Genomic DNA, 11965 nt, shown 5'->3' with positions numbered 1-11965 from the left:
CTCGCTCGAGCAGAAAGCCGCGAGCGGGGCGCCGCTGGTCTTCAGGAACGGCGCAAGCAGCCGCTGGCACTGCTCCGGCGTGCCGCCGAGCAGCAGCGGCAGCAGGCCGAGCACGCTGCCGAGCATGGTGAGGGTCACGCTGGGGTTCACGCTGTAGAATTCCTCGGCGAGGATCGCCATGTCGATCATGCCGACATTGTCGCCGCCCGCCGGCGCCGGAATGCATTTGCGCAGATAGCCGGCCGCCACCATCGCCTCGTAGGTCGGCTTGGTCGCGAGAAAGCGCTGCTCGGGCGTCGCCAGCTTTTCGGCGGCCCTGGCATCGGCCAGCACCTCCGTCGCAAACTTACGGGAGGCGAGCTGCAGCTCGCGCTGCTGTGCCGTGAGCGTGAAATCGATCGCCATGCCAATGCCCTCCGTGTCGGCGGTTCGGACTATGGCTATCGCGGTGTGGTCAGGAAATCTTGGACGGCAGTGCCCGATTTCTTGGCGCGGAGTGAACCGGCGGCATCACTCGGAAAAGTGCGGTGCAGCGCAGCATGTGAAGCGCGTCCGGTCCCGGTAAAGTTTCTGACTCGGCTGCTGCAGGACAATACGGGTCGGTTTGGAGCCTGTCGAAAACAGGCACCTTCCCGTAGCCAAAAATCTCGCATAAGTTTTTGCCGAGCTACCGAGACGGGAGCGCCGAATCTTCGTTTGGACGAACCGGTAGCGCGCATGCCGTCGGCAGGCATCAGCAGCATTTCAGCAGACCTTTGGAATAACGCATCTCAATTTTAGGGAGATTAGCCATGAGAGCTCTATTGGTGAGCGCTGGCTTGGCGCTGTTGTTCGCTTTGGCCTCCGAACCAAGCGCCAGCGCTCAGGAGGCGCCTGAATGGATGAAACAGACACTTCCTGACCAGGCACTGACGCCGTACTGGGACGAATACCTGGCCGTGATGAATCCCACGGGAGCTTTGGACGGGAAAACCAAGCACCTGATTGGCCTCGGTGTGGCAGCGCAAATTCCTTGTGAATATTGCGTTTACGCTCACACTAAAGCGGCAAGAGCTGCTGGTGCGACCGATGCTCAGATCAAGGAGGCCATTTCAACCGCCGCGCTCGTCCGTTTCAACAGCACAATGCTGAATGGCTCGGATGGCGGCCGCGAGTGGCCTTCGCGGAAATAGCTTTGGTGTCCGTCTCGAAATTTGAATCCGTTGAATCCATTTTTGATTCAAGGGAGGCGGTCCGATTCGAGAAGGCGCAATCACTCACCGTGCCCGAAGCGGAACGTCTCGCCGCGGGGCGCCGCGCGGGCCTCGTCGGGCTTCAGTGGGTGGCGGCGCGGCGGAACTCGCGCGGGGCGAGGCCATTGTGGCGCTTGAACAGGCGGTTGAAATGCGAAATGTCGCGGAAGCCCGCGGCAAAGGCGATCTCGGCAATGGTCTTGTGCGCTGAGGTGCGATCGAGCAGGGCGCGCGTGCACGCGGCGATCCGCTGTTCGTTGACGTGTTCGCCCACGGAGCGGCCGGTGCTCGCAAACAGGCGGTGCACGTAGCGCTCGGAGCAGCGGAATTTCGTGGCCAGCGCCGGCGCACCGAGCTCGGGATGCTCGCTGTGGCGGGCGATATGGTCAAGCATCATCGACAGCAGCACCGGCGTATGCACGCGCTCCGCCGCCATGTCGGCGAGGATGTCGGGTGCGTGCGCGATCAGCTCGGCGATATGCGTGCCAAGCATCGCCGAGGTTGTTGCGATTTGACCGCCGCTCAGGCAGAGCTCGGCGTAGCTCGCCAGCGTCCGCGAGAGCGCACGGCCGGTTTCGGTCGCAGACAGGCCGAGCCGCGGGCGATCGAACAGCGTGTCCGGCAACAGGCGCCGCGGCACGGCAAAGCAGAACAGCTTGAAGTTATGCCGGTGGGCGATCTCGAACGGCTGCGTCGTATCGGCGACCGCGAGATCGCCGGGGGCGCTGATCTGCTCGTGGCCGCGCTGCGAGGTGCGCCCCAGCCCTTCGAGCTGGAGGTTGACGAAGCAAAGGTCGTCGGTGCTCGCAGCGATGTGCGAGGCGAGCCTGTGCACAATGTGCCCGCTCGCCGTGACCCGCGATATCTGCAGCGGCGCGGCGTCGACCTTGCAGATCGCGCCCGCAAACGATTCCTCGGCAATCCGGCGCGGCTCCAGTCGCACGAAGGCGGCTGCGAGATCGTCTGCCCAACTGCCGAAGGGCTGATCCGGACGGGCCGGCCTGGTCGACCATTCCATGTGCGCCTCGAATAGACCGTCACTGCGAAGGGCCCAGCGGGGCGAAAGATATCGCCGGCCAAACCGGCGGTCAAATTCCGCCGGCGGTCTGTTTCCCTGCAAGGAAAGGCGCGTGCACGCAGGGAACGGTGACCTCCTCACTTCGTGGTGTAGCCGCCGTTGACGAGGATTGTCTGGCCGGTCATCCACCAGCCGTCCGACACCAGCAGGCGAATCCAGGGCACGATATCCTTGATGTCGGTGAGACCGGTCTTCGAGAAACCGGACAGCGCCGCGGCCGATTTGTGATAGGCGACCGCATCGGTGCCTTCGGCCGGATAGAAGAACGGCGTGTCCATCGGGCCGGGGCCGATCGCAGTAACCGAGATGCCGCGTGCGCCGAATTCCTTCGAGGCCGCGCGGGTGAAATGCTCGACCGGCGCCTTGGTGCCGGCATAGGCGGCATAGAACGGCGTGTAGGCACCGAGCAGCGACGTCACCAGGGTGCAGATCTTGCCGTTATCGTTCAGATGGCGGCCGGCTTCCTTGAGGAAGAAGAACGCGGACTTGGCGTTGACCGCGCTCATCGCGTCGTATTCGGCCTCCGAGATCTCGACCATCGGTTTCTTCAGCACTTTGCCGACGGTGTTGATCGCGATGTCGGGACGGCTGATCGCAGCGACGGCGTCAGTGAACAGCTTCTCCATCGCGCCCGAGGTCGTGAGGTTGGCCTGGAAGGCGACCGCATTGGCGCCGGCAGCCTTGATCGCGGCGATGGTCGCGTCGGCGTCGGCCTTGGTCGCGGCGCTGTTGTAGTGAATCGCGATCGCCTTCGCGCCGTGGGCCGCGAGATCGCGTGCGATCAGGCCGCCGAGGTTCTTCGCGCCGCCGGCGATGATGACGGTCTTGTCCTTGATGCTGTGGTCGGTCATGGCGTTCGCCTCTCCGGATCATGCGGCTGCGCCCTGCGGCCGCTTTCTGGAGGCAACGATATCGTCTAGGATTTGCCGATAAAGCCGTGCATTGTGACGTCACTTGTCAGGAATGGCGAACAATCGGGGCCCGATCTTGGACCGCATCGATCTCTTCCGCATCTTCGCCCGCGTCGTCGAGTGCGCGAGTTTTACGCGGGCGGCCGACACGCTGGGCTTGCCGCGCTCGTCGGTCTCGTCAGCGGTCGCGGAGCTGGAGCAGCGCATCGGCGCCCGGCTGCTGCACCGGACGACGCGAAAAGTGTCGCCGACGCATGATGGCGCGGCCTTCTACGAACGGTGCTTGCGCGTTGTCGCCGATGTCGAGGAGGCCGAGACCCTATTCCGACATGCCGCCGCCGAGCCGTCGGGGCGGCTCAGGGTGCCCGGGCGGATCGGACGCCTGATCATCGCGCCGGCGCTGCCGGCTTTCCTCGATCGCTATCCGCAGATCGACGTCGATCTCGGCGTCACCGATCGCGCCATCAACCTGATCGCGGACTCCGCCGATTGCGTCGTGCGCGTCGGCCCGCTCGGCGATTCCGGTCTGATCGCGCGGCCGCTCGGCTATCTGACGCTGATCAATGTCGCGAGCGCGGGATTTCTCGTGCGCCACGGCATGCCGCAGACGCCCGACGATCTCGGCGCGCATTGGGCGGTCAACTACGCCTCGCCGTCCACCGGCCGCATCGAGGAGTGGGAATGGTGTGAACAGGGCGCGTCGCGCACGATCGCGATGCGCGGCCGCGTCACCGTCAACAGCGCCGAAGCCTATATCGCCTGCTGCCTTGCCGGCCTCGGGCTGATCCAGATTCCCGCCTACGACGTGAAGCGGCATCTCGATGCCGGAGAACTCGTTGAGCTGATGCCGCAGCACCGCGCGGCGCCGATGCCGATGACCTTGCTCTATCCGCACCGCCAGCACCTGTCGCGGCGGCTGCAGGTGTTTGCCGATTGGCTGACGGCACTGTTGAAAGAGAAGCTGCTCGTCGCGGGCTAGAACTTCGGCGTGATGCGGGCCTGGAAACCGCCGCGCCTCATCGCCTGCTGTTGCCGGCGCGGATCGAGGCTGCCCTCGCGCGCTTCACCTCGGCCTTGGGCTGGAAAAACAGGCCGGGCATCACCGAGACCAGTCCGAAGGTCATTCCGAGGAATGCCAGGAACGTATCGAGATAATTGATCTCCATTTCAGTTGTCTCCATTCGGCTTGCACCGGGCTGCCCCGGTGCAATGCGTTCGATGAACCTAGATATGGTCCGGTACATTACTCGGTACAATAGAAACATTGATCTCGGAGCAATACTTTCAATGCTCCGCGTCTAAGCGGCAATCCGGCCCGGAAGCACATGGGCTTGCCGCTGCTCGATGGCTTTGACGGAGTTTTCGAATGCCTTTTCCAGGACGCCTCTGCCGATCGATCCGAGCACGAGACCGAGGATCCATCCCCTGAGATTCTTGCCCTCACGCACCACGATCACGTCGATGTCGGTCGTGCCATCGGACCGCGGTGCGAAGTTGTAGGTGTGGCCCGACCTGCCGCCCCACACATTGGAGTTGGTCGTCGTCAGGACGACATGGTCGGGGTCGGACCAGTCGTAGTGCAAGCGCTCCCAGATGCCGTTCGAGCCTTCCGTCACATCCGCCTGCGAAGGGCCGCGATGATGCACCTTGAGATAGGCATCGGCGCTGTTGCCGAACAGTTTGGAGCGGCCCGGCCCAAAGTCAGTGAGACCGGCGACGTACTGCTCGGGCGTCAAGCTGGTCGTTCGATGAAGGTGGATCGTGGACATCTGTCGCTCCTGCACCTGGAAGGCTCTGACCGCTGTGCCGACTAGTTGGAGAGTGCGCCCGACTTGCGGACGGTCACGCTGTCGCCGCTCCGGCTGATCTCCAATGCGCCTGCCTGGTTCGGCGTCGAGAACAGGGCACGCTGACCGGATGCCAGCACCGACACGAAGCGGACGGGGGTTCCGGCCTCGCCCTGTGCGAGCGTGGTCACGACGCGATATCCGTCGGGCTCGACCGTGTAGTAGGCGACGCCGGATATGTCGCCCAGATGGATGCTTTGGGCCTCGATCGGCTTGAGGTCGCGCGCCTCTGCGGCCCCAAGCGAGGCGCCAAGTGAGGCGAGGGTGAAGGCGGCGGCGAGAACTGAACTGCGGATCGACATGGGATCCTCCATTGGCTTGAGTGTCGGAACCTGGGCGGCGAGCGATTGCCCGTCTGCTCCCTTGCCGGAGGAGATGGTCAGGCTATGATCATCGATCAAACAGATAGGATCGATAATGGCCATCGATACCGTCAATTTGGGTCGGATCGACCTGAATCTGCTTGTTCATCTCAATGCGCTGCTGACCGAACGGAGCGTGACCCGGGCGGCAGGCGCCGTCGGCATTGGCCAATCCGCGATGAGCCACAATCTCGCGCGCCTTCGCGAACTGTTCGATGACGAGCTGCTCACGCGAGGGGCCGATGGCATGCGCCTCACCCCGCGCGCGATGACCTTGCTCGATCCGGTGCGGACCGCGCTCGCCCAGGTCGAGGCGGTGCTGCTGCGCGACCAGACTTTCGATGCGGCCACGGCGGTACGGACGTTCAGGCTCGGCCTGTCGGACAGTATGGAAATCCTGATCGTGCCGCGCCTGCTGGCGCGCATGCGCGAGATCGCGCCGGGCATTCACCTGCGGCTTTACAATGTCGATACGTCCCGGCTGCTCGATGACCTCGACGCCGACGAAGTGGATCTCGCGCTCTCCTATGGGCCGATCCAGCAGGGACAATTGCATCACAAGCAGCGCGTGCTGTTCACCGAGAGCTTTCTTTGCATGTTCAATGCCGAGAAGACCGGTGTCACGCCGCCAATCTCGCTTGAGGACTACATCCGGCTTCCGCACGTGCTGACCAGCCTGCGGCCGGGGCGCAGCGTGCGCGGCTTCGTCGATGAAGCGCTCGAAGAGCTCGGTCTGCAGCGCTCCGTTGCGCTGACCACGCCGCGTTTCCTGACCGTGCCGTATCTGGTGGCGCAAGCGCCGGTGATCGTCACCATGGGCGCGCGGCTGGCGCGCCGCTTCGCCGCCGATCTCGGGCTCAGCCTCAGTCCGCCGCCGGTGAAGGTGAAGGACGTCACGGTGTCATTGCTGTGGCATGCGTCCTACCATCACGACCCGGCTCATGTCTGGTTGCGAGACCAGCTGGTCCAACTGGTCGCCGAACTGTGAGCCGGCACGGCGGGCGCGCGCCTCACGCCGCGCCTGCTTCTAGGTGTCGCTAACTCTGGCCTTTCATCAGAACTTCTGCGTGATGCCGGCATAGAAGCCGCGGCGCGGGCCGTATTGCGGCGCGAACACGCCGATGCCGGAGCCGTCGCGGATCTGGTAGACGGTGTCGAACAAATTGACGACGTCGAAGCGCAGCGTGGTCGGCTTGTTCGGTGCGACAATGTGGAAATCGTGCGAGACGCCGACGTTGACCTGCGCGTAGGGCGGCACCGTGTCCGTATTGGCAAAGCCGGCGCGCAAGCCTGAGCCGTAGATCACCGACGCGCTGAACTTCGTGTCGTGCCATTGGTACCAGCCGCCCACCGATGCTGTCAGCGTCTGCGCATGGTCGGTGTTGATATAATTGTTTGCGATAAAGGCGAGCGCGTCCGGATCGAACAAATACTGGTTCGAGACGACGGTGGTGGCGACTTGTTTTGCGATGGCGACATTGCCGTAGAGATGCAAGTTGTCGTGGTCGTATCGCGCCGTCAGCTCGACGCCCTCGTTGGTGCCCTTCGCATAGTTGAAGGCGGTCAGGACGTAGGCCTGGCCGAACTGGCCGTCGTCGAGCAGATCGGTCGCGATCTTGTAATAGGCGTCCATGCCGACCTCGAGGCCGGGAATCGCATAGACTTTCTGCGTGACGCCGATGTCGAACACGTGCGAGCGCTCCGGCAGCACGGGATCATTGGTGGTGACCGCGGGCTGCGCTGTCGTATTTTGCACCAGTCCCAGATTGGTCGGGGCAGCCAGCACCTGCTCGGGTGGGGTGAAATTGCGCGCATAGCCGGCATGGAAGGTCGTGCCGTCATAGGGCTTCCATGTCAGGCTGATCCGGGGGCTGAGCTGGTTGGCATCGACATATTGCCACATCTGGTCGAAGCGCAGGCCGGCATTGAGCGTCAGCTGGTTCGTGATCTTCCACTCGTCGGCGATGTAGGTGGAGAACAAATATCCGGTCTTGGCGCTGGAATCGAACACGGAGAGCGGCGCATCGATCGGGTTGCCGGAATCGTCGAGCGGCAGCACGGTCGAGCCATTGTTGACCAGCGTGCGTTCGGCGCTGAAGGAAACGCCGAACTTCAGCGTGTGCGCGAAGCCCAACCGGTAGGAGGTGTCCTCCTGGATGCCGTTGATGAAGCTCTGGCGATACACGTCCGACGCCACGCCGTTGAAGACGAGATCGCCGACGGGATCGGGCATGAAGTGCAGCTGGCTGTAGCGATTGAAATAGGCGACCTGGTAATCGAACCCGTCGCCCGACTTCTGATAGGCCACGACGTTGAACTGGTTGAATTCATGCTGCCGTTCGTTGAGCAACGCGGAATCGAAGTTCGAGACGCCGTAGGCGGTGAAGGCCGGAGCCTGGCCAGGATTGTTGGGGATCTGATAGGCGCCGTTGGAGACGCCGCCGATATAGGTCAGCCGGCTGGTCGGATCGAGCGCGGTCGAAACGTAGGCAAAGCCCTTCTCCTGGTCGGTCCGGTCGTGGATGGCGCTGTAGGCCGGCGTTGGGTTCTCGATGCCGACATCGCTGCCGAAATAGCGGCCCGAGACGTAGTACTGGGTTTGTCCGATCGTGCCGCCATAGTCGACCCTGGTGGTGAACGTGCCGTGGCTGCCGCCGTAGACGCTGATGCTGCCGGAATTGTTGAAGGCGTCGGCCTTGGTCTGGATGTCGAGCACACCGGCGGTGCGCAGGCCATACTGCGCGGGCAGTGCGCCCGTGATCAGGGCCATGCTGCCGACGATCCCGGTGTCGATGATCTGGCCGAAGGCGCCGACGCCGTCGGGCAGCATGATCCCGTTGATGCGGTATTGCAGGTTGGCGTGCTCGTTGCGCACATGCAGTTCACCGCTTGCGGCCGAGTCCTGCGAAACCCCGGGCGCCTGCAGCAGGGCCTTGTCCAGGGTGGTGTTGGTTCCCTGAGGAAGCGACTCGAGGCGCTGCTGGTTTATCTGGTAGGTGTTGGCGCCGGTCGGCGCGAGCAGCGCGGCGCGGGCCAAGTCGAGCCGTGTGTTCTGGCTTGCGACGGCTTGAGCCTGAGTCTGCTCTGGAGATTCCGGCGTGGCCGATACCGCGCCGGTTCTTCGCGCGCGGCGACCGCCTCCGGTCGCAAGGCGCGTCTTCGGCTTGTTCGACCCGGCTGGCGCGGTGTGGCGCTGCGGTGCCGTCACCGTGATGTCCGGAAGTGTCGTTGTCGGCGCGGCCGTCTGCCCGAATGCGGCGCCGTTGATCCCGCAGACCAAGAGCGATGCAGCACCGGCGGCGGCCCGTCGTCTGATAATTCCTGACATGTTGGTTCCCGATCTCACGAGGCTGCGATCCGGACCCTCACCGAAGGACGCGGTCGAGCCCGCCGTCGATGCGCGACGGCGAAATTCCCCATTGATTAAACGGCAGCCGAATGGTGGCTGCGTTCGAAGTTCAGTCGTGCAGGGAGTTCAGGAGATCGGAGGCGCGCGCGGCTGATAGTGCAGCCGGCCGATGTCGAGCGGCGCCGCATAATTGTCGATGTGCCAGGCGAGCAGAGCTGCGGCATCCGGCAGCTGCAGTGGAGGCAGCGCCGGCGCCGGCATTGCCGAGTTGACCATCGCCATGACGGCGCAGATGGCGCAAAGGTCGGCGGCCTGATCGGAATCGGGATTCGAATAGGGCGCGTCGCGCGAGACGTTCTCGACATTTGCCGCTGATGACGTCGTCGCATGTGCCGACGCAATGGCATGAAAATGGCCGAACGACAGCACGAACTGGACCGCCAGCGCCAACAGCGCCAGCCGAGCCCCGTGCCTGATGTTCGAACGAAACCACTTCATGACGACGCCATTTCCGCGTCGAGAGGTCACAAGACCCATGGACGGCGCCTGCGACGCGGTGTCGCACAGTTTCGAAAACGTGCCAGCCTGTCAATCCGCATTGCTGGGCGAGGTGATCAATTTCCAGGCGATCGGACGATTTTGCAACATCGCGTCGCCGGCAAATGGGGGCCCGGCTCGCGCCGCGCCCCCATTCCTCACTCCACGATCGCGGTGACCACGCCGGCACCGACGGTGCGGTTGCCTTCACGGATCGCAAAGCGCGACCGCGCCTCGAGCGCGATCGGCTTGTTGAGCTCGATCGTGAACTCGGCGCTGTCGCCCGGCATCACCATCTCGGCGCCGTCGGCGAGCTGGACGGTGCCGGTGACGTCGGCGGTCCGGAAGTAGAACTGCGGACGATAGTTGGCGAAGAACGGCGTATGCCGTCCGCCTTCGTCCTTTGTCAGCACGTACACTTCCGCGCGGAAGGTCCGGTGCGGCGACGCACCACCCGGATGCGACAGCACCTGACCGCGCTGCACGAGAGCCTTGTCGATCCCGCGCAGCAGGCAGCCGACGTTATCGCCGGCCTGCCCCTGATCGAGGATCTTCCGGTAGCTCTCGATGCTGGTCACGACCGACTTGCGGGTCTCGCCGAGGCCGACGATCTCGACCTCGTCGCCGATCCTGATCGTGCCGCGCTCGACGAGCCCGGTCACCACCGTGCCGCGGCCCGCGATCGACTGCACGCCTTCGATCGGCATCAGGAACGGGCGATCCTTCGGCCGCTCGGGCAGCTCGATGTAAGCGTCGAGCGCCTCGAACAGTTTGAGGATCGCCTGATCCGCGAGCGGACCGTGCTCGCCGCGCAGCGCCTGCATCGCCGCACCGCGCACGACCGGCGCGTTGTCGCCATCATAGTGGTACTTCGACAACAGATCGCGCACCTCGATCTCGACGAGATCGACCAGCTCCGGATCGTCAGCGACGTCGCACTTGTTCAGGAACACCACGATGCGCGGCACGCCGATCTGGCGCGCGAGCAGGATGTGCTCGCGCGTCTGCGGCATCGGTCCGTCGACGGCGGAGACGACCAGGATGGCGCCGTCCATCTGCGCCGCGCCCGTGATCATGTTCTTCACATAATCGGCGTGGCCCGGGCAGTCGACGTGCGAATAATGGCGCGCCGCCGTCGAGAACTCGACGTGGCTCGTCGCGATGGTCAGGATCTTCGTATCGTCACGCGTACCTTGCGCGGCCGACGCCTTGGCAACGTCCTGATAGGAGACGAACGCGCCCCAGCCGTGATCGGCTGAAACCTTCGTCATCGCTGCCGTCAGCGTCGTCTTGCCATGATCCACGTGGCCGATCGTGCCAACATTGCAGTTGGGCTTGAGGCGGATGAACTTCTCTTTGGCCATGGGACACCTGTGGTGTTCGAGCTCCCGTGCTGGGTTTGCACGACTCGAGGCACCGCGAGAGCCCGTTCGGCGCCAGGAGCCGCTTCCGCTCCGGGCTGCCTTCCAATGTCAGGTGTGACGTGGGGTCAGGTCCAAAGCAGAATGGCGGCGGACGAGGGCATTAGCCCTCCCGTCATCAGCACTGATGCTCGCTGTGACTGCCGCATGTTGGAAACCTGGATCGCTCGCTCTACAAAAGGAGGCGGGTACATAAGCGGTCGCCGCGCGATTGGCAAGAGGCGGGGCTGTCGCGCCGAAGCGCAGCACTGGCATTGTCGACGTCCGACGGGTATAGTTTGGCCGCACGTGACGGTAACCCTATGTCCACTTTCGCAAGCAAATCCGGTCTCGCAATCATCGCCGCGGTGCTCTGTCTCGGCGCCCAGCAGGCCAACGCCCAGGCTGGCCCTGTGCGCTACTGGACGCCAGGCTCGCTGTTCGGCTTCGGCGGCAGTCTGGCCGACGGCCAGAGGGCGGACACTTACGGAAACTTTCCGGGCTTTGACGCTACCGCCCCGCAAGGCGGCGACTTCTCGTATCTGAACGGCCGTCCGGATGGCTGGTTTATCGGCGGCGAAGGCGGCCGCGTCGGCTGGAACACGCTCGGTCGATCGGCGGCGTTCGGCTCGCTCGAATATCAGGGCGCGCAGGTCGGCTACAATTTCAAAGGCGTCGGTGATACGCCCGTGACGTTCTTCGCCGGCTTCGACTCGTTGAAATACAATCCCCCCGGCGCCGGCGGGCCGCTGGCGCCGTTCAGCGGCAATCCCGGCGTCAACGCCGGGTATACGGCGCGTGCGGGACTCGAGTTCCGCCCGACCTCGAATGTCACCCTGTCGTTCGGGGCCGGCTTCACCCAACAAGGGGCGGAGCGCATGGACAGCGACATCCATTCGCAGCTGCTGCCCGGCCAGTCTCCGGTTCTGTTCGGCGGCCGCTAGCGCGATGGGATTAGGTCGAATCGTCATCGCGCTTTAGCTCCTTGTTTGAGCATGATCTTTTCGGAAAACCGCTTCGCACTTTTCCGGATCATGCTTTAGCGCATTCGAACAGATCGAGGGCATGAAGTAGCGCTTCAGCGCAAGACTTTGGCGTTGCGGTCCTGATCCAACCAAAACTTCAATCAGAACCAAGAAGGCTCGAGGTCGCGAGCACAATCGGGATCGAACCATGGACATGCAAGGCAAGATCGCACTCGTCACTGCCGCGGCGTCGGGCGCCGGCCGCGCCGGCGCGCTCATTCTCG

General features: G+C 63.9%; 13 protein-coding genes. 4 read left to right on the top strand and 9 right to left on the bottom strand.

Going from position 1 to position 11965, the window contains the following annotated elements; translation table 11 throughout:
- A partial coding sequence (locus H8B02_RS38865) for an acyl-CoA dehydrogenase family protein (RefSeq protein WP_229171020.1) occupies positions 1–405 on the bottom strand: 405 nt, incomplete at its 3' end.
- A gap of 386 nt (positions 406–791) precedes the next feature.
- Between H8B02_RS38865 and H8B02_RS38860 the strand changes: the two genes are divergently transcribed.
- On the top strand, positions 792–1172 hold the full coding sequence (locus tag H8B02_RS38860) for a carboxymuconolactone decarboxylase family protein (RefSeq protein WP_229171019.1): 381 nt from the start codon (positions 792–794) through the stop codon (positions 1170–1172).
- A 142-nt stretch (positions 1173–1314) separates the two neighbouring features.
- On the opposite strand, the gene H8B02_RS38855 is transcribed toward H8B02_RS38860, so the two are convergent.
- Positions 1315–2250 carry a helix-turn-helix domain-containing protein gene (locus tag H8B02_RS38855; protein ID WP_229171018.1) on the bottom strand — a complete coding sequence of 312 codons (936 nt, stop codon included), beginning with the start codon at positions 2248–2250 and terminating at the stop codon, positions 1315–1317.
- Between the two features lie 137 nt (positions 2251–2387).
- Positions 2388–3161, bottom strand: a complete 774-nt coding sequence (locus tag H8B02_RS38850; protein WP_229171017.1) for an SDR family oxidoreductase — start codon at positions 3159–3161, stop codon at positions 2388–2390.
- Positions 3162–3297: 136 nt separating this feature from the next.
- Between H8B02_RS38850 and H8B02_RS38845 the strand changes: the two genes are divergently transcribed.
- Positions 3298–4200: a LysR family transcriptional regulator gene (locus H8B02_RS38845; RefSeq protein ID WP_229171016.1), complete on the top strand. Its 903-nt coding sequence runs from the start codon at positions 3298–3300 to the stop codon at positions 4198–4200.
- Between the two features lie 37 nt (positions 4201–4237).
- Here the strand turns inward: H8B02_RS38845 and H8B02_RS38840 are convergent, their stop codons facing one another.
- The 3 genes from H8B02_RS38840 to H8B02_RS38830 all read right to left on the bottom strand — a co-directional run bounded on the left by H8B02_RS38840 (position 4238) and on the right by H8B02_RS38830 (position 5493).
- On the bottom strand, positions 4238–4387 hold the full coding sequence (locus tag H8B02_RS38840; RefSeq protein WP_207835497.1) for a hypothetical protein: 150 nt from the start codon (positions 4385–4387) through the stop codon (positions 4238–4240).
- Positions 4388–4519: 132 nt separating this feature from the next.
- Positions 4520–4990, bottom strand: coding sequence for a hypothetical protein (locus tag H8B02_RS38835; RefSeq protein WP_229171015.1), 471 nt, complete (start codon positions 4988–4990; stop codon positions 4520–4522).
- Positions 4991–5031: 41 nt separating this feature from the next.
- Positions 5032–5493 (bottom strand): hypothetical protein, encoded by a 462-nt coding sequence (locus H8B02_RS38830; protein ID WP_312001518.1) that lies wholly within the window; start codon positions 5491–5493, stop codon positions 5032–5034.
- On the opposite strand from H8B02_RS38830, the gene H8B02_RS38825 reads away from it, so the two are divergent.
- Positions 5486–6418, top strand: a complete 933-nt coding sequence (locus H8B02_RS38825; protein WP_229171014.1) for a LysR family transcriptional regulator — start codon at positions 5486–5488, stop codon at positions 6416–6418. The genes H8B02_RS38830 and H8B02_RS38825 overlap by 8 nt on opposite strands.
- A gap of 66 nt (positions 6419–6484) precedes the next feature.
- Here H8B02_RS38825 and H8B02_RS38820 read toward each other — a convergent pair whose 3' ends face one another.
- The 3 genes from H8B02_RS38820 to tuf all read right to left on the bottom strand — a co-directional run bounded on the left by H8B02_RS38820 (position 6485) and on the right by tuf (position 10680).
- Positions 6485–8758, bottom strand: a complete 2274-nt coding sequence (locus H8B02_RS38820; RefSeq protein ID WP_229171013.1) for a TonB-dependent receptor — start codon at positions 8756–8758, stop codon at positions 6485–6487.
- Positions 8759–8905: 147 nt separating this feature from the next.
- Positions 8906–9277, bottom strand: coding sequence for a hypothetical protein (locus H8B02_RS38815; RefSeq protein WP_229171012.1), 372 nt, complete (start codon positions 9275–9277; stop codon positions 8906–8908).
- A 197-nt stretch (positions 9278–9474) separates the two neighbouring features.
- Positions 9475–10680: an elongation factor Tu gene (gene tuf, locus H8B02_RS38810; RefSeq protein WP_229171011.1), complete on the bottom strand. Its 1206-nt coding sequence runs from the start codon at positions 10678–10680 to the stop codon at positions 9475–9477.
- A gap of 359 nt (positions 10681–11039) precedes the next feature.
- On the opposite strand from tuf, the gene H8B02_RS38805 reads away from it, so the two are divergent.
- Entirely contained in the window at positions 11040–11660 is a 621-nt protein-coding gene (locus H8B02_RS38805; RefSeq protein ID WP_229171010.1) for a hypothetical protein, read from the top strand.
- Positions 11661–11965 lie beyond the last annotated feature (305 nt).

Source organism: Bradyrhizobium altum (genome assembly GCF_020889705.1).
Classification (GTDB): Bacteria; Pseudomonadota; Alphaproteobacteria; order Rhizobiales; family Xanthobacteraceae; genus Bradyrhizobium; species Bradyrhizobium altum.
This window is presented reverse-complemented; position numbering and strand designations above follow the sequence as displayed.

Bases quoted from the DNA above. Each gene is read 5' to 3' on its own strand.
- H8B02_RS38840 (WP_207835497.1), bottom strand. From the start codon at position 4,387: ATGGAGATCAATTATCTCGATACGTTCCTGGCATTCCTCGGAATGACC.
- H8B02_RS38815 (WP_229171012.1), bottom strand. From the start codon at position 9,277: ATGAAGTGGTTTCGTTCGAACATCAGGCACGGGGCTCGGCTGGCGCTG.
- H8B02_RS38850 (WP_229171017.1), bottom strand. From the start codon at position 3,161: ATGACCGACCACAGCATCAAGGACAAGACCGTCATCATCGCCGGCGGC.
- H8B02_RS38830 (WP_312001518.1), bottom strand. From the start codon at position 5,493: ATGGCCATTATCGATCCTATCTGTTTGATCGATGATCATAGCCTGACC.
- H8B02_RS38820 (WP_229171013.1), bottom strand. From the start codon at position 8,758: ATGTCAGGAATTATCAGACGACGGGCCGCCGCCGGTGCTGCATCGCTC.
- H8B02_RS38855 (WP_229171018.1), bottom strand. From the start codon at position 2,250: ATGGAATGGTCGACCAGGCCGGCCCGTCCGGATCAGCCCTTCGGCAGT.
- H8B02_RS38835 (WP_229171015.1), bottom strand. From the start codon at position 4,990: ATGTCCACGATCCACCTTCATCGAACGACCAGCTTGACGCCCGAGCAG.
- H8B02_RS38805 (WP_229171010.1), top strand. From the start codon at position 11,040: ATGTCCACTTTCGCAAGCAAATCCGGTCTCGCAATCATCGCCGCGGTG.
- H8B02_RS38825 (WP_229171014.1), top strand. From the start codon at position 5,486: ATGGCCATCGATACCGTCAATTTGGGTCGGATCGACCTGAATCTGCTT.
- tuf (WP_229171011.1), bottom strand. From the start codon at position 10,680: ATGGCCAAAGAGAAGTTCATCCGCCTCAAGCCCAACTGCAATGTTGGC.
- H8B02_RS38860 (WP_229171019.1), top strand. From the start codon at position 792: ATGAGAGCTCTATTGGTGAGCGCTGGCTTGGCGCTGTTGTTCGCTTTG.